The following is a 25,510-nucleotide window of genomic DNA, read 5'->3' as shown; positions in this document are numbered from 1 at the left end:
AATTATCTCTTTAAACTTTTAATTAATAGGGGAAAAAAACACAAAGCATTTTTAGAGTACCTTTTAAAAAGCCTCTTAGGCTCACAATACAACCTCCACAACCATTCAACACCAACCAACCGCATTAACTTGGGTGACCTTCTTGATTTCTCAGTAACGAAATCGATTGCAGCACCAACACAAAAAGCATAATCGAAACTAACTTCTTCTTTTATGCGCATAATTAATTTCTCTTGTTTTGGTGAACCTAGACAGGAAAATATAAAATTAGGTCCAAATAAACTTATTTCCTCAAAAATACCCTTAACATAAGAACCATCACTTTCGAAACCAAAAGGAGGACTGATAACTAATATATTATTTTTATTCAAATTAAATTTTTCAGATATTATATCTTTGTTAATAGACTCACAGTTCGGATCACCGCCTATAAAAACGATCTTAGAATCTGAAGATTTTTTATGACCCAGAATAGCTGGCATTAGATCAGCACCAGTTATCCGATGAGGCACACTATCGCCATAAATCATAGACCTTAATTTCAAGACTAATATTAATGGTGCACCATCACATATTCTAACATCTGACTTTTTAATCAATTCATAAAAACTACTAAGCTTACTGGCTCTCATCCAAAAATCGAGATTAGGTGTTACTAATATACTCTTAGACCCATGACTATCAACATTAAAAAAAGAATCAATCAAGTCTTCAGGTGTACCTGTATAAAAATCAAACTCTTTAATATTCATCTTATAAGTCCCATGATTTTTTTTACCACCTCCCAAGACAAATGCTTTAAATAAAGATAGAAGGCATTTTTATAAGGCATATTAAAAACTCTGATTCTGATCAAGAAATCTTCAAGGAGTGCCTCCATCCTCTTTTTCTTTGAAACACCACCATATTCAAAAGAGCAATATATTCTTTTTGAAGAATATATAGAATCTGTTGACTTTATACACCTGCAAAGAAAATCATAGTCTGCAGATAAAGAATATCTTAGATCATATCTAATTTTTTTTGCTATAGCTGATCTCACAACAAAAGCTTGGTGCTCACAGATCATTCTAGAGTTTAACTTTTTCAAAGGCCTTACATACTTAATATATTTTTTATCTGAACTAAATCTTTCAGAAGCACCTAACAAAATATCGAATGAATTATAATCTTGTAAGTCTTTAAGCAAACTCTCATGAATTAGGTCTCCTGCGTTGATAAAGATAATATAATCACCATCAACTAAATCCAGACCTTTATTCATGGCATCATATAAGCCTTTATCACTTTCAGAAAAATACAAAAAACAATTTGAGTCAAGATTTGTTGACAACATCCTCAAAAAACTTAACGTTCCATCTTCAGATGCACCATCTATTACAATCCACTTAACAGCCACTTCGTTTTGAAGGAGTTTCCGTATTGACTTATACGTAGTTTTCAAACCATTCAAATTATTATACGTGACCGTAATAATACTTAACACTTGATGAAACTCCTCAACTTATAAAACTCAATAATCTCACCAAAGATCTCATTTACAACTTCAATCTGCTTCTCAGAAAAACTATCTACCCACTGCATAGAGAGAATTACAGAATTTCGTTTCATTTGGTGTAATTTATCATTACGAACTATTGTTTTATCAAACATTGTTTCGCAAATTATTTTTTCAAAGTTATCTTTAGAGGCTCTATTATCAACAAAAACTGGGGCTTCAAATAAAGAAAAAGGGTTTTCACAAAAATCCGAATGCCAAATGATTATAGTATTGTTTAATTCAGACATAACTTCATGATGCAAAAAAAACCATAACCAAAGGAAGTCTATTTCATTACCATCAAAAAAAGGAGAAAGCTTATCAGAAAAAGAAAAATATTTTTTACTGGAAAAAATATCTTTAGAAAACTCGTTTTTAGAAATAGACCAATTTTGACTTTTCACTGAAAAAAGATTTGATAAAGGATGCTTAACAACTAAAAATTTATAATCCCACAAATTTGAGTTTAGTTGTCTAAACATAAAAGGATCTTTAATTAAAACAAAAGGTTTCTTCTCAAAGGACTTTAAACTTTTTTCGAATTCGCCACCAAGAATCGACCTACCTAGTGTTCTAATATAGGATTCATTTGGTGCTCTTTTGATAAGTCTAGGCTTAAATCTAAACTTAGAACTAACCAAAAAATCATTAACAGACTCATTGCAATACCAATAGTTTACTCTACTATCACCTAAGCAGGCATTAAATGGTTCGTGTATTACCGAACAGTCTAAAGTAGCTTCTAATATCTTACCTAAATGAGTTGTGCCACTTCTATGGACCCCTGTAATCAATACCTTCTTATCCATGTGCCCTCCCTTGCCGCATTCTTCCAACTAAAAACCCAACAAAAAACCAATAAGGCGCAGCCAGTTTAACTTGGTTCAAAATCGGGTTTACGCATAAAGTAAGAAAAACCCCAAAAACAAATACAGATAATAACATATAAAGTTGATCTATCTTATCATTTGAAATGACCTGATAACCAAACATTATCCTATATACTGGAAATAATGAATACCAAACAAAAACTATCAAAGAAAAAAGGCCACCAAAAGCCATAATATCTAGTAAATCCGAATGACTTGGTACAAACAAAGAACCGTCAATAGTTGGCAACTCAAACATAGGGGAACCTAAAAACAGCGTCCCTAAAAACGGGTGCTCCAAAAAAACCTCCCACCTTTGTAAGTAGGTATTTAGGCGCACCCCGGGGCTACCTGACGGCAAAATATCAGAGTAAAAATTCACTATCATCAAAATAAAAACAGCTATCAAAACAAAAAAGTTAAAGAAAAAAACATTAACAAAAATTTTTAGGTTTCCAGCAGAAAGCAGATATCGACTCTTTAACAAAAGAAAAACTATAAAAACCAACAGCATTATATAAGCCGTATTCTTATGCATAAATATCAGACCAGCTGCCAGATATATCAAGCATAAAATCTTTATCAAAAAATTAACTCTACTTATATAAACACAAACCATAGCAACTAATACAAAAACGCCTTCTTCATGATAAATATGCGGCATATCCACAAATTTAAAACCAACTCCCCAAACAATCAACAAAGTTGCAACAACAAACCCGCAAAACAATAACAAGTAGGGCAAAAAATACGCCATACTCTTTTCAAATTTTTTCGAAAATGAAGTTACAAATCCCAAGAAAACAAACACCATTAACAAAGCTCTGCTTAGATAACTATCCTCGAATCTAGCATTCATCTGAAAAATAGTACAAACAGCCCCACCAAAGGAAAAGAGAAAAAAAATCAGCAATGGAATAACTGTCGGTGTAGCCAAAATAATAAAAAAATTTTTTACAAAAACCAAAAATATAAAAAACACAAATATTAAAGGTAAAAATTTAAGCACCAAATTATACTCTGCCCCCCATGACCGGTCAGACGGATCTAGAGCGTAAAGAAAACAAAAAGCAAGTGAAAAAAACACACTTCTTACAAGCAAATTGGATGTCATATGAAACTCTTTATATAAATGGGATATTGCATTCAAGCTTGTAAGTCAGGTTTTCATTCCTAGATTTAACTTTTTTAGCCGGATTACCAACAACTATTGAATATGGCTCTACATCTCTCGCTACAACGGAGCCAGCGCCAACCACAGCGCCCTTTCCAACTCGCACTCCCGGTAGTATTATCGAGCGAGCCCCCAGCCAAACGTAATCTTCGATTACAACTTCTTTCCCAATTGCTTTAAACGTAGAACTTTGAGGGTCATGATGTAATGTCCAGATCTGAACCTCACTACTTATATTGACGTGATTACCAATAACAAGCCCTCGTCGGCAGTCTAGTTGAACTTTTTCACCTACTACACTTCCTCGTCCTAATTTAATCTTCCAAGGAGACCTTAAAATAACTCCTCCAAAAAAAATATTAAAGAAAACTCCAGAGCCCATAAAAGGAAGATATAAAAAATTTCTCATTATACGAGAAGGAAATAACCCAACTATTTTAAAATACAAAAGATGCAAGCCTATCGCATAACACTTAACAAGTTTCACCTTAAAGCACCTCTCCGTTTAAACAAAAAATCTTTTAATACAAACGGCTGAAGTCTCATGTAGGCAGCACCATAAACCATTCTGTATAAATCCTTCCCACACATAGAAAAACTAGCACTAGGAGCTTCTGCTAGTTCATGAAAGATATCCTCAAGCGGATACCCCATCCATGCCACTTCATTTTCAATCTTTGTCAACATTCTCTTAAATGCTTTCTTTCTTAGCATTCCAGAAAAAGAAAGTAACATTTCCTCTCTTTTCTTTGATGAAATAAATTCTTTATTCTGTCCGGTTGGATCACCCATGCTACCTTGTATTTTATTGCTAATTACAGCCTGCTTTTCAAATACTGTTAAGTCCACACCCAAGTAATCAGATATTTTAAGAGACGTCCCCTCATAATCCTGAATAATATCTTGATAACTAACACTCAATGCTCTTTGCTGATTATTCTTATAACTACGAACCAATTCTTTGGTACCGTAAATCAAATCATTTTCAAAGGAATAGAGGTTCCACTCCCCTCCTCCCCATGTATCGATCATAGAAGACGCTACCTCCAAAGGATTACGCCATAAAAAAATATATTTCGCATCATCACCGAAACATTTGAATATCTCATCAATTACAAAATAATTTCTAGGAGTTTTCTCTAAAAAAAACGCTTTACCTTTACCAGCTCGCTCCATTACATCTAAAAGATGCTTTTTCTGAATCAACGAAAATTCTTCAGCACCAATTTCTTTATTTATAAATTCTGTATTTGCTACTCTTGAATGGGCACTGCTAAAAAGACTGTAAATGTTTTTATCATTAGTAAATGATAAGTAATTCAAAAAATACCATGTTTCAGGAGAAGTAAAAACATTAGAATCAAGAGAAATCATTCTCTGCAACAAGGTAGATCCAGACCTAGGCAATGAGAATATGAATATTGGACATATTTCACTCATTAATATATATCCTTTGACATGAGAGAAAGAGGTGTTTTAAATAGAATTTTAAAATCAAAAGCTAAGGACCAATTATTTATATACACTAAATCAAACTCTACTCGTTTTTCCATCTTATCCAACGTTTCTGTCTCTCCACGGTAACCACTGATTTGAGCTAGCCCAGTAATTCCCGGCTTAATACGATGGCGCGCTAAATACGCATTAATTTTGTCGCTGTAATAATTATTATGAGATACCGCATGCGGCCTTGGCCCTACTAGAGACATGCTGCCATCCAATACGTTAAATAACTGCGGCAACTCATCGATAGATGTACGTCGTATAAACTTACCCACTTTGGTAATGCGCGGGTCTTCTTTACCGGCTTGCTGCACCACTTCTGCATCTTGATGCAATTTCATACTGCGGAATTTCCAAACTTTAAATACCGTGCCATCAAAACCTGTGCGGTCTTGCTTAAAGAAAACTGGCCCAGGGGAAGATCGCTTAACAGCCACTGCTATTGCAATAAACAATGGAGACAAACAGAGCAATGCGATAGCCGCTATACTGCGATCCATTATGGCTTTTAACGCCATGGACACGCGCGATGAGGTTAACGGGCTTTCGTTTAACGAGATAATAGGCGTGCCCGCCACCTCCCTAACGGAGTGGTTTAGCAAACGCATAGCGGATATATCGGGCGCCCAAATCACATCTACGTTCATGTCTAGCAAATCGATATGTAGGCCTTGTATTTGCTCGCTCTCTTCCATGGGCAACGCGATGTAAATGCGCTTAATTTTATGTTCGCGTATTAACGGGCGTATGCCTGCGATATGGCCTAATACTGGGACCGATAAATTTGCCGCCACAGATAAATCTGGCAAGCCACCATCACCGCGTACAACCCCAACCACCTTGTCTGGCAGCCAGCGGTTACCATTCAAACTTTGGATAAGGTGCACGGCGGTTGTGCCATCACCTATCACCAATGCTTTTAAGTGTTTGCCGTAGGTTTCTTTATAGCGTTTTATGCCCATACCAATGGCCACATGGTTGGCTATTTGTAAAAACAGCGCTAACGGCGCCCATAGCAAAATAACTTGGCGGGAGAATAGCTCGGTGGTTTTGGTCACAAAGCCCACCAGCATAACGGCGCATAAACACACAAACCAGGCCACCGTTATACGCATTACATTTTTAGCATGGGTAGAGGCTTGGCGGTAAATACCGCGGCTTACGTATATGCCGCACATCGACAGCCCCGTAATTACCATCAAAAAACGGTAATGCGGATTGAACTCTCCGGTCTTGAAGAGTGTCAGAAGGTACAGTGAGAAAAAAACTACGCCAATATCAGCGCCCAGCTGCACCCAAAAAGCGAAGGTTTCGTGGTTTTTAAGTAAACGTTTATTACGTGCCATAGAAGAGGAGACAGGCAATCGCGGTGAGGTCTTTATATTCACGTGTAAGTCCATCTTAAGTGGCCTATCCTTGAAGCAGTGTCCATTATCTGCAGCAGTATTCCATCCAATTGTTACAATTGCTGCACTGCATCGCTAATACTAGTTGCGCTGTCGTTTATGCGCAACATCTAATTTTTTCTTTAAGTTTAAACAATGGGTTGATAGCATGGTTAGTGCTTGAATAATCAAGCTAAGCAAGGAGCATGCCTTATGCAAAAATACATTGCAGGTGTAGTTCTGGGGGTAGCCTTACCCGCAGTCTCTGCACACGCTGGCTTTGTAGATACCTTAATGTCGGGCAAGTCATTGACGACTATAGCGTTTCCTGCCAGTGCCGTAAGCACAACAACGATACTACCTTCTTACATCCGTAATCAGGGTATCGCTAATAGCTTTACAGGTAGCTTACAATTTAGCCCTACGCTTTCCCTTTCGTTTAAACTCCCTCCACTTGGTAGCAGTAGTGGTGGCGGTGGCGGCGGAAGTGCTAGCCCTAGCTAAGTTACAGCCTGTATTGTGACCTAAACAAAGGCACGTTAACGGTGCCTTTTTTAGGCGCCAGATAACAACATGTCTCTATAAAAAGACGTTATTCCTTTAACGCATCAAAACTATTATTTAACTGAACATACGCAATAAACCTGCGCCGCAAACCTTATGTTATTGTGCAACGCAGCGCGCTATATAAACGCACCACCAGCCATAACGCACCAAATTAGCCCATTAATTATACATTACTTCACCAATTGGTGTATTATTTTGCCCAAAAACACACTCCAGAGTTACTGATTAGCTACAGATCTGTGTACGGGTGTTGTTTACTATTTTTTTAGCACGCACTTAACCCCCAATTTTTACGTATTAACTTTATTAATTACAGTAAGATAGGGTTGCATCGGGCATTAAAACATACACACTTCATACAAGTGTTTACTTTTTAGACTGTTGCCTAATAAATACACTGTTGCTAAACTTAGACACATTATTATATTGCTTGCAAGGAGCACTCTATGCGCCACGTGATGTTAGGTGTACTGGTAGGTTTAGCCTTACCGATTTATTCTGCACAGGCTGCCGTTTCGGATGATATTTCCGCGGGTATGCCAATGGATCAGGTTGTTGCTAATGCACTAGCAACTAATGCGCCTATGTCCGATGTGTTAGCTCAGGTGTCTGCAGCCGACCCATCACTGGTTGCCAGCGCTGTTGCCGCCGCTGTTGCTGCCAACCCTAGCGCCGCTGCTGATATTGTAAGCGCTGCTATGGATGCTAACCCCGATGCAGCAGAAAGCATTGTTGATGCCGCTATGCAAGCCGCGCCTGAACAAGCCGGTGCTATTATTTCAGCGGCCGTTGCTAAAGGTGCCAATCCGGATGCTATGACAGCCGTTGCCCTTGCCAACCCAAACGTTGACCCAACAGCGGTCACCGAAGCTACCGCAGCGGGTAACCCGCAAGGCCCAGCATCATCATCTGCACCTGGTTCTACGGGCATCCCTTCTTCCCTGCCTGCTTTTGGTTCAAGCAGTGGCGGTGGCGGTGGCGGTTCTGCTAGCGCAAGCTAATCGTATTCATGTATATTCTAAAGGCATCCTTGGGGTGCCTTTTTTATGGCTGCTAAAAGATGAATTACATGGAAAGTTCTCCGTACTTTAAAACTTCTGCACCTGCATCTGCCGATCAGCCGCTTTTTTGGGGCTTTTTAGCATTATTAGTGTGGGCTCCAATGCCACTTGGTAGCAACCGCGTATGGTCTATTTCGATACTCACAGCCAGTGCCTTAGCATTGTTATTAGGCTGGCTTTGGCTGTATGCCCGAAACCGAGTGCAACTTACCCCAACAAGCAAACGCGCTTGGCCTATTATGGCTTTATTAGTAATCGCTAATGGTTGGCTGGGAGTGCAGTTAAGTCCGGTAGGCTTTACCTTATCGGCTGCCGATACCGCACAAGAGTTTTTACAAGGCTGGGGGCTTATTGCTCTGTTTGTACTAGCTTTGGTGCTCTTATCTAGCCAGCAGCGCATACGCTGGACTATCTATGTGGTGGTCGCTAGCGGTGTTTTCCAAGCCATTTACGGCAGCTTAATGACCTTAAGCGGCACTGAGTTCACCTTTTTGATACCCAAAGATGCTTACAAAGGCGTAGCCACCGGCACCTTTATTAACCGCAACCATTTAGCCGGTTACTTGGTGATTTGCCTATCGTTAGGTATAGGCATGATGATCGCTTCTTTAAAAAGCACGCCTTCCGGCACCTGGCGCAACCGCTTGCGCCGTTGGATAACTGCCTTGCTGGGTGCTAAAGCACGCTTACGGATTGCCTTGGTTATTATGGTGATCGGCTTAGTACTAACCCATTCACGCATGGGTAACTCCTCGTTTTTTATCGCGATGATGTTCACGGGTGTGGTGGCACTAGTTTTAGGCCGTAAAGCGAGCCGGTCTACCATCATTTTATTGGCTAGCTTATTAGTCATTGATATTTTTATTGTGGGCACTTTTTTTGGCGTCGAGAAAGTTGTAGACCGTTTAGAAAACACCTCTTCACACCGCGAAACCCGCGATGAAGTTGACCAATACAGTATTAGCTTACTCAATAATCATTTATTAGATGGCTCCGGTGCTGGTACGTTTTATACCAGCTTCCCTGAATACCGCGGACATGATATCCGCATTTTTTACGACCACGCACACAACGATTATATAGAGTTTTTATCCGAGCGCGGTGTCATTGGGATGATCCCACTCTTGCTGGTGATATTAGCGACTTATATCGCGGCTTTTTGGGCGCAATGGAAACGGCGCAACCCATTAATGCGGGGGTTATCGTTTGGTTGCATTATGTCAATGACGGCTATGGCCTTACATGCCACGGTTGATTTTAACCTCCAGATTCCAGCTAATGCGGCCACTTTTATGCTGGTATTGGCGCTGGGGTGGATCTCGCTGTTTCATAAAAAAGAGAAAGGCGACACATAGCCAAATCCGGTTAAAAAGAGCAAAAAAAAGTGCCAAAAATGGCACTTTATTTGGGGCAAGCCTAAAGCTTACGCTTTACGCTGCTTAACCCGATAGCCTCCCACGGCTAACAAACCCAAAGACATTAACAACAAAGAAGAAGGCTCTGGTACATCAAATGCAGCTACATTTGATAAGTTACCTTCTGTGTAAGTTGCTACCGTCCACATACCACTTTCGAGCGGGCCGTAAGTATCAGTTACATAGGTATCTGTCCAAACGGTAAACGCTTCTTGGCCACTTGCTTGCCAACTAAGAATGTCTGTCCACGCAATCTCGATGAGGTTGTTGTCAACAATCGTTCCTAGTGGGTCATACCAAACGGCATGCCATGAGAAGGTATCTGTAGAACCGTAAGCTTCGTCCGCTACCGAGTCGATTGCTGTTAGATCAAACATTTCGGCAACACGGATAGCATCTGTGCTGTTGAATAATGTTTGAGCTGAGACAGTCGAGCCAGCTTGAAACGGAGTTGGCCACCCGTCAGCGTCACCAATATAACTAACAACTGGCGTGGTTACCGCGGGGTTTTGTGTCACGTTGATAATGTCTGCCGAGGCAGTGCTTGCCAGACCTACCAACATGGTTGATAGCAATGCGCGCGTTGCTGTGCGATTCATATAGAACCTCCATGTAGTCAGTGTAGTTTGCCAAAACTCGTACCTACTGCTCCATCTGATACGCTGAGGCAAACACCTTGAATATATCGCTTTCTGATGACAGTTTCGAGCGTAAAGCGTTTTTTTATTTCGTTTGTTGACTGATATTTAGCGAAATAACGGTATTTTTTTAACTTAATAGTGGTATTTGCTTATAGCGTTGATAGTGTGAACTTAGGGGTAAGCCTAACCACTGTTCGGTAACAGAAGCATACAAGGCACGAAAATCTTGGTGGTATTGTAAGTCTTTATCCACCAAATCTGTCACTGAAGGCACTACCGATTTAATGCCCCCGGCGACTTTACCGCCCACCATAAAGTGCGTGGCAGCCGTGCCGTGATCAGTACCCTGGCTCCCATTTTCGCCCACACGGCGGCCAAATTCTGAATAGGTCATCACAAGCGTTTGCTCCCAATGGCCAGACTCCGTTAACGAGGCACGCAATTGCGCTATACCTTGAGCCAGTGATTTTAGTAACTTTTGATGCTGCGTTTTTTGATTAAAATGCGTATCAAAACCGCTTAAGGCTAATTTAATAACAGGCGCACCATAACCGGCTTGTATAATAGCGGCGGCCTCTTGCACATCTACCAAAAAGCGATCAGCATTGGACTTTTTACCCTTGTCTTTGTTTGCTTCTTTTTTCGCATTTTCAAACCCCATACGCAACACTTCGCCACCCCGGCGGGCATCTTTATGCACATTCAGTAAATGCCGCAAAGTAGGGTTTTCGGTACTGGCTAGTATTTTATCTAGCTGTTTAGACTCTCGTATAAAACTGGCTTGATTACGCATGACCAAGGTTTTAAGCCCTTCCCCCATCAGCGGTGCTGGGTTACGACCAATCACAATCCCATGTGCGGCTAGGTGCTCGTCTAAGGTTACTTGTTTAAGCGATTCTGACAGCCAGCCATCACTCAGGTATTCATCACTGTTAGAGGCCGTATCCCATATCTCGATAGAACGAAAATGCGAACGGTTAGGCTCTGGGTAGCCAACCCCCGGAATAATCGCCAGCTCGCCAGCTGCCCATAAGCTTTCCAGCGGGGACATTACCCCATTTAACGCGAGTTCTGGTGATAAAATAATGTGCTGATCTTTTGGTATCGCTAAGCTTGGCCTGGCTGCATAATAACCTTCTTGATTATGCGGAATACACATGTTCAGGCTATCATTACCGCCGTGTAACTCGATTAAAATAAGATACCGCGGTTTCTCCGGATTAGTGGCCCATGCGGGCACAGCCAATGGCATCGACAAGCCAGCCACCGATAAACCCGCTGATAGTTTTAGCATTTGTCGGCGTGTAATCATGAGGTGCTCCCTGCATTATTTAAGTTGATAAACGGGGTCGTTTAGTAAGTTACGTAACGTACGTATCGGCCGGTTTCCCTCAATATCGGTGACGGGTTCCATAGCGAGCAGCCAGTCTTTTTGATAGTTAAACTGCTCACTTTGCGCCCACGTGTTAGCCGCCTCGTATAACATTCCCTCGTCTTGTTGCTTGTTGTTCATTTCTTTTGCGCGCATAAACCGGTTAATTGCGTTTTGTCGCTTTAGTAAACTGGCGGTGTTAATCCATTCGGTAGAGGCGATTGGCCAGCCTTTAACGTTAGGCGGTGTCAACAAATCTTGGCCTAACTGCCTAGCCTGATTCACCATAATCTTGTACGGGGCAGTGTCAGTACCCACCTGGCGATACAAGCCCACCACCATCTCAACGGGGGATTTAACCAGCACAGCTCGGTTTTCTTTAGCCCAAAACGCATCTTCCATTAGTAGCTGCTTCAGGAGCCTGCGAATATCATACTGGTGGTTTTTAAACGCTGTTGCCAGCTCGGCTACGCGATCTTGATTTGGCGTTGGCGAGATAAACTGCTGCCACAGTTTGGTGGTGATGAGCTGAGCCGTTTCTGGGCGCTGTAATAGCAAATCGAGTACTTGCGGCATAGTAAAACCGCCACTCTCCCCTAAAATAGTTTTACGACCATTATCATGCTGTTTTGCCTTAAGACGAAAAGATCGACTTGGATTGTCAGTGCTCCAGCCCGTTAATGCGCGCGCCGTTTCTTTAATGTCTTTTTCGGTATAATTCCCTTCTCCCAGCGTGTATAGCTCCAATAACTCCCTTGCTAAATTCTCGTTGGGTTTGCCTTTTTTATTTTGGCTGTTATCTAGGTAATTCAGCATGGCCGGGTCTTGCATGACCAACCGCAACATTAAATCAAAACGACCTAATGATTGATTACGCAATAGCTCATGCTGGCCGTGCAATAAAATGGGATCAGCTACTTTCTGGCCGGATGTTGTGAAATGATTATGCCAAAACAACAGCATTTGTTCTTGCAACGGGGCTTGCGTGGTAACCATGCGCTCCATCCACCACTCTTTTAATGCTTGGCGCTGCAACCTTCTTTGCTTTTGTAATGCACGGCGATCATCTACCGTCATGTCTTTGTATTTAGGCACTGGCTCAGGATTAACAACAAACTCTGGTGGGTCGACGGGGTTTGGTTCAACCCGCGTCATCACGTAATCGACGGCTTCTTCTCGTGATAGCGGCAGCAGTGCATTCATTAAATCGGGGGAGGCAGCAAAACTGGTGCGTAGAGCTAGGTGCTTGGCATCATCAACGGATAAAGCCCAGCCTACTGGTGTAAAAAAAGTACAAACACTCAGCACCAGTGCTGACAATAACCGGCTAACTGATTGATTTTGCTTTAAAGCGAGCATAACGGTATCTAATCCCTGAACATTATTTATACAAACAACTGCTAACTTAGGGGACAGGAAAACAAGATAGTTCCGAAATTTTATACATTGGCGCAGGCGGGTTTACTCAAGCCCAAAACCTAACGGTAATAACGTTTAAACCATGCGGCAAACCGCTCTACCCCCGTAGCAACGTCTACTTGTGGGGCGTAGCCAATCACATCAAACAGGTTATTGGTATTAGCCCAGGTTGCTTGGACATCACCGGGTTGCATATCCATGTAGATTTTTTCTGTGGTGCCACCCATGGATTTTTCGATGCATTCTATAAAGGCCAGTAGGTTAACAGGCTTACCGCAACCAATATTGTACACACGATAAGGTGCTGAGCTTTCGTTGCTTTTACCGGCTTCGACACTCCAGCCTTCTACTGGCGCTGGTCGCTTGGGAATAAGCCTAACCACGCCCTCTACGATGTCGTCTATGTAGGTGAAATCGCGGCTCATGTCTCCGTGGTTGAACACTTTGAGCGGTTGCTGATTTTTAATGGCGGTGGCGAATAGAATTGGTGACATATCAGGACGCCCCCACGGGCCATAAACGGTGAAAAACCTAAGGCCGGTTGTGGGCAAACCGTATAAATGGGAATAGGTATGAGAGAGCAGCTCGTTGGCTTTTTTGGTGGCTGCATACAATGAAACAGGGTGATCAACTGAGTCGGCTTCGTTAAACGGCATCTGTTTATTTAGGCCATATACGGAGCTTGATGAGGCATAGATTAGGTGCTCTACCTCGTTATGACGGCAACCTTCTAAGATGTTTACATGCCCAATCAAATTTGAATCTACATAGGCATGCGGGTTTTCGATGGAGTAACGCACGCCCGCTTGTGCCGCTAAATGGACCACATGGGTAAATTGCTCTCGCTCAAATAACGCGGCTACTCCTTCCCTGTCGGACACATCCAGCTGGATAAATTGATGAGACGCAAAAGGCTCAAGCTGTTTTAGCCTTTCGTGTTTGAGGTTAACGTCGTAATAATCGTTTATGTTGTCGATACTCACAACATTTACGCCATCTTCTAGCAACCTTTTAGCAACGTGAAACCCAATAAACCCTGCTGATCCCGTTACTAAAACTTTCATGCGTGACGCTTCCTAATAGATCTGTATGTTGGCTCACATTCTAGTTTTTTTTACAGGCTAAATCTTCCCTTTATACGATAAACAACCATTAACCCATCACTTAGCTACACCTAGTACCACGTAGCACCATGCCGCACCCACAAAAAAGGGCCTCATAAAGAGGCCCAATTGGGTATAGCCTTCTAATCCCGAGGGATTATTACAGTGTTAAGCGACGGATATCACTTAACAGGCTGTTGATGTAGGTTAAGAAGCGACCTGCATCACCACCGTTAATGGCACGGTGGTCGTACGATAAGCACAATGGCAGCATAGTGCGTGGCTCAAACTCTTTACCATTCCAACGCGGCTTGATGTCGGCTTTGGAGATACCCAAAATACCCACTTCTGGCGCGTTTACGATTGGCGTAAAGCCTGTGCCGCCAATGCCGCCTAAGCTAGAGATGGTGAAGCAGGCGCCTTGCATCTCGTTTGGCTTGAGCTTGCGGTCTTTCGCTTTACCTGCCAGCTCTACCGCTTCGAGTGATAGCTCGTAGATTGATTTTTTATCCGCATCTTTGATGACAGGAACCATCAATCCGTTTGGTGTATCAACCGCCAAACCGATGTTGATGTACTTCTTGTAAACGATGTGTTCACCATCGGCATGCAGCGAAGCATTAAATTTAGGATTAGCTGCCAGCGCTTTAGCAACGGCTTTAATCATAAACGGTAATGGTGTGAGCTTAACGCCAGATTTGAGCGCTTCCTCTTTCATTTGCTTACGGAAGATTTCCAGCTCAGTGATGTCGGCTTCGTCAAACTGAGTTACGTGCGGAATATTCAACCAGCAACGAGCCATGTTATCGCGGGTTACTTTCGCGATTTTGCTCATTTTTTCCATTTCAACTTCACCAAACTTGCTGAAGTCGACGGCTGGAATAGCTGGGATACCTGAGCCTGCCGTTACGGCCGATGCTGGCTTGTTTTTAAGCTGCTGTAGGGCCGATTTAACGTAGGCTTGTACGTCTTCTTTAACGATACGCCCTTTACGGCCTGTACCGGTTACTGAGGACAGATCTACACCAAATTCACGCGCTAGAGCACGTACTGCTGGGCCTGCATGAGCGGCACGGTTTTTCTTCTCTAGCTCTACGCCTGATAAGTTGCTCGCTGCCGCTGGCGCTGACGGAGCCGCCGCTTTAGCTGGCTCTGGCTTAGGTGCAGGTGCACTAGCCGCTGGAGCACTCGGTGCGGCAGAAGGTGCTGCCGTTGGAGCAGGAGCAGCACCGGCCACTTCCAAGACGACGATTAAATCGCCTTCGTTGACCGTTGCGCCTTCACTGATCTTAACATCGATGACTTTACCGCCTTTAGGGGCAGGTACTTCCATGGATGCTTTGTCGGTTTCGAGTGCGATAAGGCTATCGCCTTCTTCGATCACGTCGCCTACTTTTACCATCACTTCGATAACGTCTACATCAGTAGCGCCACTTAAGTCTGGAACTAGTACGTCTTCTTTACCGCCTGCTTGAGCCGGTGCCGGTGCTGGTGCAGCCGCAGGAGCCGCCGCTTCTTGTGCTGGGGCCGCTGCTTGCGCAGGAGCGGCGCTTTCAGCAGCCGAACCGCCTACTTCCAATACGATAAGTAGGTCACCTTCATTGCAGGTGCTACCTTCGGCGATCTTAACTTCAAGCACTTTACCGCCTTTAGGCGCTGGTACTTCCATCGACGCTTTGTCGGTTTCAAGTGCGATAAGGCTGTCGCCTTCTTCGATCACATCACCCGCTTTAACCATGACTTCGATAACGTCTACATCGGTAGCGCCACTCAGATCAGGTACGAGTACGTTTTCTTGAGTTGTGGCCGTTGCAGCGGCAGGTGCAGCCGCTTGTGGTGCCGGTGCGGCAGCCGGAGCAGGTGCCGCTTCTGCTGGCGCTTCTTGCGCTGGCTCTGCGGCTTCGCTAGCGCCTGTTTCCAGCGTTAAGATAACGTCGCCTTCGTTACAGGTATCGCCTTCTTTAATCATCACTTCGACGACGGTACCGGCTTGTTCAGCAGGTACTTCCATCGATGCTTTGTCGGTTTCTAGCGCCATTAGGCTGTCGCCTTCTGCTACTGTATCGCCAGCTTTGACTAGCACTTCAATAACATCAACATCTTCTGCGCCGCTTAGATCCGGAACTGTAATTGTGATTGTGCTCACGTTGTTGTCCTCTATTCGTTAATACTAAAAAGTCAGTTCATCCAAGGGACGGTTTACACCGTCCAAGGCGCCGGTTTTTCCGGGTTGATGTTGAACTTCTTCATAGCTTTAGCGACGACTGATCCTTCGATCTTACCTTCTTCTTGTAGTGCTTTAAGCGCGGCTACCGTTACGTAGTAACGATCTACTTCGAAGAATGAACGCAACTTAGTACGTGTATCAGAACGACCGAAGCCATCTGTACCCAATACTTTGTACGTTTTAGGAATGTAAGCACGTAGCTGGTCTGCAAAGATACGCATGTAATCAGTTGAGGCGATCACAGGACCGGCACGGTCTTTTAAGCACTCAGTTACATACGCCACTTGTGGCTCGGCTTCTGGGTTGAGCATGTTATTACGCTCAACTGCCATGGCATCACGACGCAGTTCGTTAAGTGATGTTGTGCTCCATACGTCGGATTCAACACCAAACTCTTCGCGCAGGATAACTGCCGCTTCACGCACTTCGCGTAAGATAGTACCGCAGCCCATCAGCTGTACTTTAAGATCGGCATCTTTGCCTTCTTCTAGTAAGTACATACCTTTGATGATGCCTTCTTCAGAACCGGCTGGCATATCTGGGTGCTGGTAGTTTTCGTTCATGGTGGTGATGTAGTAGAAGCGGTTTTCACCTTCTTGGTACATGCGACGCAGGCCATCTTGAACAATAACGCTTAGCTCGAATCCGTATGTTGGATCGTACGATACGCAGTTAGGGATCATTTGCGCCATTAAGTGGCTGTGGCCATCTTGGTGCTGCAAACCTTCACCGTTCAACGTGGTACGTCCAGACGTTGCACCAATCAAGAAGCCACGTGCTTGCATATCGCCCGCAGCCCAGATCAAGTCCATTACACGTTGGAAACCAAACATGGAGTAGAAGATGTAGAACGGCACCATAGTGCAGTTGTTGTTGGTGTACGACGTTGCACAAGCAATCCATGCAGACATAGAGCCGGCTTCGTTGATCCCTTCTTCTAGGATCTGGCCTGTTTTAGACTCTTTGTAGAACATGATCTGATCGCGGTCATGTGGCGTGTAACGCTGACCAACCGATGAGTAGATACCCAACTGACGGAACATACCTTCCATACCAAAGGTACGAGCTTCGTCAGGCACGATAGGTACAACACGGTTGCCCATGTTTTTGTCTTTAACCAAGGTGCTAAGGAAGCGGTTAAGCGACATTTGCGTTGATAGCTCACGCTCGCCACTGCCTTTTAGGTTGTTAGCAAAAGTATCCAGTGTTGGAATTTCGAGTTTTTCGAACTCTGTACGACGCGTTGGGTAGAAGCCACCTAGCTTTTTACGACGCTCGAACATGTACTTCATCTCTGGTGAATCTGGAGATGGACGGTAGTAAGGTACTTCTTTTAGCTGCTCGTCATCCAGTGGGATGTTAAAACGATCGCGGAAGTCTTTAAGGTCATCAATGGCAACCTTCTTCATGGAGTGCGTATCGTTTTTCGCCTGGCCTGATGCACCTGTGCCGTAACCTTTAACGGTTTGCGCTAGGATTACTGTCGGCTGACCTTTGTGGTTCATTGCCGACTCGTACGCCGCGTATACCTTGTATGGGTCATGGCCACCACGGTTGAGGTTCATGATGTCATCGTCTGACATATCCTTAACCATTTCGAGCAATTCTGGGTATTTACCAAAGAAGTGCTCACGCGTGTAAGCGCCGCCGTTAGCTTTGTAGTTTTGCAGTTCGCCGTCACAGACTTCGTCCATGCGCTTTTGCAGCAGACCTTTGTCGTCTTTTTCGAACAATGGATCCCAGTGGCGACCCCACAAGCATTTAATAACGTTCCAACCCGCACCACGGAACACGCCTTCGAGTTCCTGAACGATCTTGCCGTTACCACGTACAGGGCCGTCTAGTCGTTGTAGGTTACAGTTGATAACAAATACGAGGTTTTCTAACTGCTCGCGACCTGCTAATGCGATAGCGCCCAGTGATTCTGGCTCATCACACTCACCATCACCCAAGAACGCCCATACTTTACGGTCGCCACGGTTGATTAGGTCACGCGCTGATAAGTAGCGCATTACGTGTGCTTGGTAGATCGCTTGGATTGGACCTAAGCCCATAGATACCGTTGGGAACTGCCAGAAGTCTGGCATTAACCATGGGTGTGGATAAGAAGATAGGCCTTTGCCGTCAACTTCACGGCGGAAGTTATCGAGCTGATCTTCTGTTAAACGGCCTTCTAAATAGGCACGTGCATAAATACCTGGTGAGATGTGACCTTGGAAAAATACCATGTCGGCATCTTGGTCACCTTCGTTACCACGGAAGAAGTGGTTAAAACCAATATCATATAACGTCGCTGACGACGAGAAGCTGGCGATGTGGCCGCCTAAGCCTTCTTTGTTATCGTTAGCACGCATAACCATTGCCATCGCGTTCCAGCGAATAAACGAACGGATACGGCGCTCTACAAATAGATCGCCCGGCATGCGCGCTTCGTCTTTAGGTGCAATGGTGTTGCGGTATGGTGTGGTTATCGAACCCGTATTACCCATACCGATGTCGGATGCTTTGCGACCTAATTGTTGTAATAAAAACTTAGCTCGATCGTTGCCTTCATTTTTGGCGACAGATTCGAGTGCGTCGATCCACTCTTGCGTTTCTACTGGGTCGATATCATCAATAATATGATCTTGCACGTTGCCTCTCCACTAATGCCTTGTAAGCATCATCCCTAGGTTAGATTTTTATACCCTGACTTTTGGTCTTACGAGGAATTTTCACCGTTTTTGGCTGCTTGACGCAGCTCTCGGATATTCCTTCTATTCATTTTGTAGTAATACTACAAAAGTTTATAATTTTGGTCTAGATAATCGCAGCATTTTGCTGGATTTACGTTGCTTTATGTACATATTGTAGTTTTTATACATAATTTTTTGATGTGTTAGTCAAAAAAAGCCTATTGGCTTTTACCACACCCACTTTTACTGCAATCGCTTTAGATTGTTTGATTTGTCCTCCTTAATGATCGCTCTAGTCGCGTGTTTTCCCTTCCTTGTTCTAACAATGCCTCTTCAACATACGCTAAATGATCATGTGCAGCGTTGCGCGCTTGCTCTGGCTCGCCCGCTAAGACCGCATTTAGTAGTTTGGTATGTTGATGATGAATTTTGTCGCGGTAACCCGGCTTTGGATAAATATTTTGTAGGTTATCGTTTATATGCTGGCGCAATAGACTAAACATAGCGCGCATCATGTGCAGTAACACCATGTTGTGTGTGGCCGCTGCAATAGCGAGATGAAAATCAACATCAGCGGAGACCTCTTTATCAAAGGCTTTAATATCATGGAAGCTTTGAAGCTCGTCGTACTTGGCTTGGATGGCCTCTTTGTCCGCTTGCGTGCTACGCAGCGCCGCATAGTAAGCCGTGACCCCTTCGAGTGCGTGTCGGAACTCTAACAAGTCGTATTGCGCTTCGGGGTGCGTGCGAAATAAATCCAGCAACGGATCAGTGAAAGACCCGCCTAAATCTTCGGACACATAAGTACCGCCGCCTTGACGACTATTGAGCAAGCCTTTGGCCGCTAGTTTTTGCACCGCTTCACGAAGTGAGGGCCTTGAGACATCAAACTTTTTAGCCAATTCCCGTTCCGGCTGCAATTTTTGGCCCGGTTGTAAGGTCCCTTCTAAGATCATCTCTTCCATACGTTGAGCTATGACATCGGAAATCTTGGGTTGTTTCACCCGCTGGTAAGTCATCTGGTGTTCTATCTCTTACATCTACTGCTGGGGATAACATTAGGCGCTTTTTATTATGTTCGACTCAGTAACAGCCTGAATCTTCGCCTACACATTCTTTCAGTGTAACCGCATCATCTGTGCATTTGGTATGACCAATTGACAGAAAATACCTTATACAAAGGTCTAAGGCTAGTCACTTTCTTTAGCCTTTGTCCAATTTCTACGCTTAACTTAGACACTAATCAATTAAGTTTTTGAAAAAACATTGACCCCCTTGCTCAAAAAAAATACAGTACTGGCTTAGCGATCTGGTAAATTGGTCTTACCAATTAATCAGTTTCGATTAGATCGAGCCCCACTCAGGGCTAATTACAACAACAAAAACATTTGAGGATAAGAGATGAAACTCTCGAAGACCGTGATCTCATCAGCCATTCTTACGGCCACTTTTGCTGCCACTTCTTTACCGGCTGCTGCTGCAGATAAAATCTTACTGAAAACTCCTATTGCATTTGGCTCGCACTTGCCAGCGTTGGGCACCCCTATTGCGTGGGTAGCCGATCAGCTTAAGCTGGTTTCTGACGGTGCTATCAAAATGAAAATTTACGAGCCAGGTAAATTAGTTAGCCCTCCTGAAATCTTAGATGCGGTATCTTCAGGCAAAGTCAATTCTGGTTATGCCACGGCCGGTTACTGGCAAGGTAAGATGCCAGCAGCTGCTTTATTCTCGGCTGTACCTTTTGGCCCCGAAGCGGGCGAGTATATGGCGTGGTTGTACTACGGTAACGGCATGAAGCTGTATCAAAAAATGTACGACAATGCCGGTTACAATGTACATGTTATTCCTTGTGCAATCATTTCTCCTGAAACATCCGGCTGGTTCAAAAAACCAATCGATAAGCCAGAAGATCTGCAAGGCTTGAACATGCGCTTCTTCGGTTTGGGTGCATCTGTCATGGAAAAACTGGGCGTATCCACTTCCCAGATCCCTGGCGGCGAGATCTTTGGTGCGTTAGAAAAAGGGGCTATCGATGCCTCTGAGTTCTCTCAACCAGCTATCGATAAGAGCTTGGGCTTCCACAAAATTGTTAAGTACAACTACTTCCCTGGCTGGCACCAACAAGCCACTATCTTTGAGTTGTTAATCAACAAAGAAGCATGGGGCAAGATGTCTGAAGGCCAGCAAGCTACCGTTGAAAACACTTGTAAAGCGTCTATCACTAACTCTATTGCTGAAGGTGAAGCGATGCAGTTCCCAGTGATGCGTGATGCGGCTAAAAATGGCGTTGAAATCCGTTACTGGAACGACACCATGCTAAGCACCTTTGAAGATAAGTGGAACGAAGTTGTTTCTGAAAAGACAGCGGCTGATCCGTTCTTTAAAGAAGTATGGGACGATTTAAGCACCTTCCGTGAAGGTTATGATCTATGGGAAGCCAACGCTTTCTTACCACGCAGTAAGTAATCCCGGCGTGTTTGCAGGCGATACCTAAACGGTGTCGCCTGTTTTATCTTTTACCGAATTAGCGCGACTTATAACAATAAATAGAGACGCTAAGACAACGACAATTGACTTCAAGGGTGCCCTTTGTGACCAGCAACGATGCTCTTCCCTCTGTGCCGTTGGCAGACGCCATCGATCAATGTATTCAACGACTTTGTACCACCGTTGCGTGGACTTATGTACTCTTGGTACTCGTTATTATTACGCAGGTTGTACTGCGTAAAGGCTTTTCGAGTGGTTTAATTATTTTAGAAGAACTCCAATGGCATTTGTATGCCACGGGTGTGATGTTTGGCCTAGCGTATTCGCAGACCACTAACTCCCATATTCGTGTCGATTTGCTGTACGGGCAGTTTTCGCAAAAGACACGCTATGTGGTCGAGATCCTTGGCATTTTGATCTTAGTCATGCCTTTTTTAATCATTATGTTTATGCACAGCTTGGACTTTGTTTACGACTCTTATCGAATTAACGAAAGCTCCTCCTCGCCTTCTGGCTTACCTTTTCGCTGGGTTATTAAGGGTGTTATTCCCATTACCTTAGGTTTATTAGCGTTAGCGATGGTGTCGCGTTTGTACCGTGACACCATGCTGTTGTGTGGTAAAGGTGTTGTAGTAGAGGAGAACCACCATGGAAGCTAATGAAATCATGGTTATTGCGATGTTCTTATCGTTCATCGTGCTGTTGTTTACTGGCTTCCCTGTTGCCTGGGTTTTGGCGGGTGTCGGTATTATTTTTGCTTTTATTGGTCAGTTTGCTGACAGCTATTTAGACACCATGACCGGGCTTGATTACACCACATTGGGGTTAGTCGTTAACCGGTTGTGGAAAATTATGGACAACTGGATTTTGGTTGCCCTGCCCATGTTTATCTTTATGGGTAATATGCTCGATAAGTCGGGGGTTGCTGAAAAGCTAATGCATTCCATGCAGGAGCTATTTGGCCATGTCCGCGGTGGTTTAGCGGTTACGGTTACAGCGATTGGTATCATTTTGGCCGCTTCTACCGGCATTATAGGCGCATCTGTTGTGCTACTGGCGGTAATGTCTTTACCGTCCATGACTAAACAAGGCTACTCGATGCCTTTAGCCTTGGGCACGATTGCCTCGGCAGGTACGTTGGGCATTTTGATCCCACCTAGCATTATGCTGGTTATTATGGCTGATCAGCTGGGCCTCTCGGTTGGCGATCTCTTTATGGGTGCGGTGATACCCGGCTTGATGTTGGGGGCGATGTATATCCTCTATATCTTGATTTACGGCTGGTTAAAGCCGTCGGCGGCTCCTGTGCCTTCGGATGCAAAGCCAGTTAGTTTCAAAATTGTCCTTAATGCACTTAAAGCCGTATTCCCTACGCTTCTACTGATTTTTGTGGTGCTGGGATCTATTTTTGCGGGCTTTGCTACGCCTACGGAAGCCTCGGGTGTCGGCGCATTAGGGGCGACCTTGCTCGCTATTTACAACCGCAAGTTTAGCTTACGTGTGTTAAACGATGTGGTTAAAGGGACAATGAACACCACCTCATACATCTTCGCTATCTTTATTGGTGCGACCTGCTTTGCTTTAGTGCTACGAGAGCTAGGCGGCGATGAGTTGATCGAGTCCTTTTTAACCGGATTACCGTTTGGCCCTTACGGCATTATCTTCTTTATTTTGGGTGTGATTTTCTTATTGGGCTTCTTCCTCGATTGGATCGAAATCACCTTGATCATCCTGCCGTTGTTAGCCCCGGTTATTTCAGCTTTAGGCTTGGATATTGATGGATACGGTATTGTCGATAATCCTGAGTTGGTGTGGTTTGTCATGCTGGTCGCTATGGCCTTGCAAACATCCTTCTTAACGCCGCCGGTTGGGTTTGCGCTCTTTTACCTCAAAGGCGTTTGCCCACCTAACGTAAAACTAACCGATATTTATAAAGGCGTTATTCCCTTTATCATTTTGCAATTACTTGCACTTTTGTTGCTGGTCTTTATGCCGCAACTGGTACTTTGGCTGCCAGCCGTTGCTTACGGCTAAGCGTGGCCCGCAATACCTGCTAGATAAGGCGTATATGCCTTGTTTAGCAGGCTTGGTTATTTAGCTATGTGTCTATTATTCGTGTCCATAAGAGCAACCTGAACATGTCTACTTCTGCTTTGATTCAGCAACTGATTTCTCTCGTCGGCGAGCACCAGGTGCTCACTAATGAGCGCCAAACCGAGCATTACCGAACGGGCTTCCGCTCGGGCCAAGGCTCGGCTATTGCGGTGGTTTTCCCCACGACCCTGCTGGAACAATGGCAGGTGCTCAATGCCTGCATTAAAGCTAACACCATTGTTATTATGCAGGCGGCTAATACAGGCTTAACCGAAGGTTCTACGCCAAGCGGTGATGATTATGATCGTGAAATTGTCGTGATTAACACTACCCGTATGAACAAAATCTATCTGCTAGATGGCGGCAAACAAATTGTGAGTTTTCCGGGTTCAACCCTGTTCACTCTCGAAAAGATGCTCAAGCCGCTCAAGCGCGCGCCGCATTCGGTGATCGGATCGTCTTGTATTGGCGCTTCTATTATTGGAGGTGTAGCCAATAACTCTGGCGGCGCCTTGGTTAAACGCGGCCCGGCTTACACCGAGCTTTCTTTGTTTGCACAACTGAATCAAAACGGCGAATTAGAGCTGGTTAACCACTTGGGTATCAATTTAGGCTCAACCCCTGAAGAGGTCCTGACGAATCTGGAAAACCACTCTTTTACTGAAAGCGATATTGATTATGGCTCTCAGAAAGCCTCGGCTAATGACTATGCAGAAATACTGCGTGATGTGGATGCCGACTCCCCTGCCCGTTACAACGCCGACACCCATCGCTTATACGAGTCTAGTGGCTGTGCCGGTAAACTGGCGGTTTTTGCCGTGCGCTTAGATACCTTCCCCGTTGCAGAACGTGAGCAGGTATTTTACATCGGCACTAATGACCCCAATCAACTAACGGAATTACGCCGCCACATTTTGACTCACTTTACTCATCTGCCCGAAGTCGCTGAGTACATGCACCGTGATGTATATGACATTGCAGAAAAGTACGGTAAAGATGTCTTTTTAATGATCAACTACTTAGGCACTGATCCATTACCTAAGTTGTTTGCTATTAAAGGCCGCATAGCCGCTTATCTTAATAAAATTCGTTTTCTTCCGTCTGAAATTCCAGATCGAGTTATGCAACTGGCAAGCCGTTTTTGGCCATCTATCTTGCCTAAGCGCATGAAAGAATACCGCAAACAGTATGACCACTATCTGATACTCAAAATGAGCGATGGTGGTATTGAAGAAGCCGAGCAATACCTCAATAGCTTTTTTAATGACCCGCGTGTGGGTGACTTTTTTAAGTGCGATGCGGACGAGGCTAAAAAAGCCTACTTGCATCGCTTTGCCGCTGCAGGCGCCGCTATTCGTTACCAGATTATCCACCAAAGCGAAGTGGAAGATATATTGGCGTTAGATATTGCGCTTAAACGTAACGATACGGAATGGGTCGAAAAACTGCCGCAAGAGATCAGCCAACACATTGAGCACTCGCTGTATTACGGCCACTTTATGTGCCATGTTTTCCATCAGGATTACATCCTTAAAAAAGGCTCGGATGGGAAAAAGATTAAAGCAGCCATGCTCAAATTACTCAGTGAAAAAGGCGCCAAATACCCAGCTGAACACAATGTGGGGCATTTGTACGAGGCAGAGCCTGGTTTAAAAGAGTTTTACCAAGTGCTAGACCCGACCAATACCTTTAACCCCGGAATTGGTAAAACTGCAAAGCAAGCGAACCGTTCAGCAAGCGCGGCTCATTCATCCGGATGTGGTTGCGGACATTGATGAGCTTGGGTAGGCGCCTGATCACAGATCGCCTACCCAAGCTTTTTGTCCCATTGCATAGTTGCTCCATTGCATAGCTCCTCAATTTCATAGTGCTCCATTGCATTGTTGTAAATTTGCAAAACTGTACAGGGGTTATTGACGGCGACGCTTACTAAAGCAACCATACACGTCCTCTACAACAGCATTCATTAAGGGAAGCA

The 25,510-nt window shown here is 44.2% G+C and carries 21 protein-coding genes; 7 read left to right on the top strand and 14 right to left on the bottom strand.

The annotated features are described in order from the left end of the window. Positions 1-2 precede the first annotated feature (2 nt). Genes BS617_RS03295 through BS617_RS03265 form a run of 7 tightly spaced genes read right to left on the bottom strand, consistent with a single transcriptional unit; the run spans position 3 to position 6,474 of the window. Positions 3-752, bottom strand: coding sequence for a WecB/TagA/CpsF family glycosyltransferase (locus tag BS617_RS03295; RefSeq protein ID WP_075171478.1), 750 nt, complete (start codon positions 750-752; stop codon positions 3-5). Then, positions 749-1,486: a glycosyltransferase gene (locus BS617_RS03290; RefSeq protein ID WP_075171477.1), complete on the bottom strand. Its 738-nt coding sequence runs from the start codon at positions 1,484-1,486 to the stop codon at positions 749-751. Before BS617_RS03290 ends, BS617_RS03295 begins: the two co-directional genes overlap by 4 nt. Next, on the bottom strand, positions 1,480-2,349 hold the full coding sequence (locus tag BS617_RS03285) for a hypothetical protein (RefSeq protein WP_075171476.1): 870 nt from the start codon (positions 2,347-2,349) through the stop codon (positions 1,480-1,482). Before BS617_RS03285 ends, BS617_RS03290 begins: the two co-directional genes overlap by 7 nt. After that, positions 2,342-3,523: a hypothetical protein gene (locus BS617_RS03280; protein ID WP_075171475.1), complete on the bottom strand. Its 1,182-nt coding sequence runs from the start codon at positions 3,521-3,523 to the stop codon at positions 2,342-2,344. The genes BS617_RS03285 and BS617_RS03280 overlap by 8 nt, the downstream gene beginning before the upstream one ends. A gap of 10 nt (positions 3,524-3,533) precedes the next feature. Continuing rightward, complete coding sequence (locus BS617_RS03275) at positions 3,534-4,070, bottom strand: acyltransferase (protein ID WP_075171474.1); 537 nt, start codon at positions 4,068-4,070, stop codon at positions 3,534-3,536. Then, positions 4,067-5,023: a sulfotransferase family protein gene (locus BS617_RS03270; protein WP_075171473.1), complete on the bottom strand. Its 957-nt coding sequence runs from the start codon at positions 5,021-5,023 to the stop codon at positions 4,067-4,069. The genes BS617_RS03275 and BS617_RS03270 overlap by 4 nt, the downstream gene beginning before the upstream one ends. Beyond that, positions 5,023-6,474, bottom strand: coding sequence for an undecaprenyl-phosphate glucose phosphotransferase (locus BS617_RS03265; protein ID WP_249263563.1), 1,452 nt, complete (start codon positions 6,472-6,474; stop codon positions 5,023-5,025). Before BS617_RS03265 ends, BS617_RS03270 begins: the two co-directional genes overlap by 1 nt. 210 nt (positions 6,475-6,684) lie before the next feature. On the opposite strand from BS617_RS03265, the gene BS617_RS03260 reads away from it, so the two are divergent. The 3 genes from BS617_RS03260 to BS617_RS03250 all read left to right on the top strand — a co-directional run bounded on the left by BS617_RS03260 (position 6,685) and on the right by BS617_RS03250 (position 9,454). Beyond that, complete coding sequence (locus BS617_RS03260) at positions 6,685-6,975, top strand: hypothetical protein (protein ID WP_075171472.1); 291 nt, start codon at positions 6,685-6,687, stop codon at positions 6,973-6,975. Positions 6,976-7,484: 509 nt separating this feature from the next. Next, positions 7,485-8,039 (top strand): hypothetical protein, encoded by a 555-nt coding sequence (locus BS617_RS03255; protein ID WP_075171471.1) that lies wholly within the window; start codon positions 7,485-7,487, stop codon positions 8,037-8,039. A gap of 68 nt (positions 8,040-8,107) precedes the next feature. Then, entirely contained in the window at positions 8,108-9,454 is a 1,347-nt protein-coding gene (locus BS617_RS03250) for an O-antigen ligase family protein (protein WP_075171470.1), read from the top strand. Between the two features lie 68 nt (positions 9,455-9,522). On the opposite strand, the gene BS617_RS03245 is transcribed toward BS617_RS03250, so the two are convergent. From BS617_RS03245 to pdhR, 7 genes are all read right to left on the bottom strand, one after another. Beyond that, on the bottom strand, positions 9,523-10,113 hold the full coding sequence (locus tag BS617_RS03245) for a PEP-CTERM sorting domain-containing protein (RefSeq protein WP_075171469.1): 591 nt from the start codon (positions 10,111-10,113) through the stop codon (positions 9,523-9,525). 169 nt (positions 10,114-10,282) lie between these two features. Beyond that, positions 10,283-11,467, bottom strand: a complete 1,185-nt coding sequence (locus BS617_RS03240) for a DUF1501 domain-containing protein (protein WP_083609917.1) — start codon at positions 11,465-11,467, stop codon at positions 10,283-10,285. Positions 11,468-11,482: 15 nt separating this feature from the next. Next, on the bottom strand, positions 11,483-12,886 hold the full coding sequence (locus tag BS617_RS03235; RefSeq protein WP_075171468.1) for a DUF1800 domain-containing protein: 1,404 nt from the start codon (positions 12,884-12,886) through the stop codon (positions 11,483-11,485). Between the two features lie 119 nt (positions 12,887-13,005). Further along, on the bottom strand, positions 13,006-14,010 hold the full coding sequence (locus tag BS617_RS03230) for an NAD-dependent epimerase (protein WP_075171467.1): 1,005 nt from the start codon (positions 14,008-14,010) through the stop codon (positions 13,006-13,008). 199 nt (positions 14,011-14,209) lie between these two features. Beyond that, the gene (aceF, locus tag BS617_RS03225) at positions 14,210-16,195 is read right to left on the bottom strand and encodes a pyruvate dehydrogenase complex dihydrolipoyllysine-residue acetyltransferase (protein WP_075171466.1); all 1,986 of its coding nucleotides are present in this window, start codon (positions 16,193-16,195) and stop codon (positions 14,210-14,212) included. Between the two features lie 53 nt (positions 16,196-16,248). Next, positions 16,249-18,909: a pyruvate dehydrogenase (acetyl-transferring), homodimeric type gene (gene aceE, locus BS617_RS03220; RefSeq protein WP_249263562.1), complete on the bottom strand. Its 2,661-nt coding sequence runs from the start codon at positions 18,907-18,909 to the stop codon at positions 16,249-16,251. Between the two features lie 299 nt (positions 18,910-19,208). Beyond that, positions 19,209-19,970 carry a pyruvate dehydrogenase complex transcriptional repressor PdhR gene (gene pdhR / locus BS617_RS03215; RefSeq protein ID WP_075171465.1) on the bottom strand — a complete coding sequence of 254 codons (762 nt, stop codon included), beginning with the start codon at positions 19,968-19,970 and terminating at the stop codon, positions 19,209-19,211. A gap of 382 nt (positions 19,971-20,352) precedes the next feature. Between pdhR and BS617_RS03210 the strand changes: the two genes are divergently transcribed. From BS617_RS03210 to dld, 4 genes are all read left to right on the top strand, one after another. Next, positions 20,353-21,417, top strand: coding sequence for a TRAP transporter substrate-binding protein (locus tag BS617_RS03210; protein ID WP_075171464.1), 1,065 nt, complete (start codon positions 20,353-20,355; stop codon positions 21,415-21,417). Between the two features lie 125 nt (positions 21,418-21,542). Further along, positions 21,543-22,097 carry a TRAP transporter small permease subunit gene (locus BS617_RS03205; protein ID WP_075171463.1) on the top strand — a complete coding sequence of 185 codons (555 nt, stop codon included), beginning with the start codon at positions 21,543-21,545 and terminating at the stop codon, positions 22,095-22,097. Beyond that, positions 22,087-23,472: a TRAP transporter large permease gene (locus tag BS617_RS03200; RefSeq protein ID WP_075171462.1), complete on the top strand. Its 1,386-nt coding sequence runs from the start codon at positions 22,087-22,089 to the stop codon at positions 23,470-23,472. Before BS617_RS03205 ends, BS617_RS03200 begins: the two co-directional genes overlap by 11 nt. Positions 23,473-23,576: 104 nt before the next feature. Next, positions 23,577-25,307: a D-lactate dehydrogenase gene (dld, locus tag BS617_RS03195; RefSeq protein ID WP_075171461.1), complete on the top strand. Its 1,731-nt coding sequence runs from the start codon at positions 23,577-23,579 to the stop codon at positions 25,305-25,307. Positions 25,308-25,510: the final 203 nt, after the last annotated feature.

The organism is Neptunomonas phycophila (genome assembly GCF_001922575.1).
In the GTDB taxonomy this organism is placed as follows: domain Bacteria; phylum Pseudomonadota; class Gammaproteobacteria; order Pseudomonadales; family Balneatricaceae; genus Neptunomonas; species Neptunomonas phycophila.
Note: the sequence above shows the minus strand (reverse complement) of the source record. Positions and strands in the feature narration are given on the sequence as shown.

What these genes read in the sequence shown, in the direction of transcription:
- BS617_RS03295 (WP_075171478.1), bottom strand. Translation starts at nt 752, where the DNA reads ATGAATATTAAAGAGTTTGATTTTTATACAGGTACACCTGAAGACTTG.
- BS617_RS03285 (WP_075171476.1), bottom strand. Translation starts at nt 2,349, where the DNA reads ATGGATAAGAAGGTATTGATTACAGGGGTCCATAGAAGTGGCACAACT.
- BS617_RS03280 (WP_075171475.1), bottom strand. Translation starts at nt 3,523, where the DNA reads ATGACATCCAATTTGCTTGTAAGAAGTGTGTTTTTTTCACTTGCTTTT.
- BS617_RS03270 (WP_075171473.1), bottom strand. Translation starts at nt 5,023, where the DNA reads ATGAGTGAAATATGTCCAATATTCATATTCTCATTGCCTAGGTCTGGA.
- BS617_RS03260 (WP_075171472.1), top strand. Translation starts at nt 6,685, where the DNA reads ATGCAAAAATACATTGCAGGTGTAGTTCTGGGGGTAGCCTTACCCGCA.
- BS617_RS03255 (WP_075171471.1), top strand. Translation starts at nt 7,485, where the DNA reads ATGCGCCACGTGATGTTAGGTGTACTGGTAGGTTTAGCCTTACCGATT.
- BS617_RS03250 (WP_075171470.1), top strand. Translation starts at nt 8,108, where the DNA reads ATGGAAAGTTCTCCGTACTTTAAAACTTCTGCACCTGCATCTGCCGAT.
- BS617_RS03245 (WP_075171469.1), bottom strand. Translation starts at nt 10,113, where the DNA reads ATGAATCGCACAGCAACGCGCGCATTGCTATCAACCATGTTGGTAGGT.
- BS617_RS03240 (WP_083609917.1), bottom strand. Translation starts at nt 11,467, where the DNA reads ATGATTACACGCCGACAAATGCTAAAACTATCAGCGGGTTTATCGGTG.
- BS617_RS03235 (WP_075171468.1), bottom strand. Translation starts at nt 12,886, where the DNA reads ATGCTCGCTTTAAAGCAAAATCAATCAGTTAGCCGGTTATTGTCAGCA.
- BS617_RS03230 (WP_075171467.1), bottom strand. Translation starts at nt 14,010, where the DNA reads ATGAAAGTTTTAGTAACGGGATCAGCAGGGTTTATTGGGTTTCACGTT.
- pdhR (WP_075171465.1), bottom strand. Translation starts at nt 19,970, where the DNA reads ATGACTTACCAGCGGGTGAAACAACCCAAGATTTCCGATGTCATAGCT.
- BS617_RS03210 (WP_075171464.1), top strand. Translation starts at nt 20,353, where the DNA reads ATGAAACTCTCGAAGACCGTGATCTCATCAGCCATTCTTACGGCCACT.
- BS617_RS03200 (WP_075171462.1), top strand. Translation starts at nt 22,087, where the DNA reads ATGGAAGCTAATGAAATCATGGTTATTGCGATGTTCTTATCGTTCATC.
- dld (WP_075171461.1), top strand. Translation starts at nt 23,577, where the DNA reads ATGTCTACTTCTGCTTTGATTCAGCAACTGATTTCTCTCGTCGGCGAG.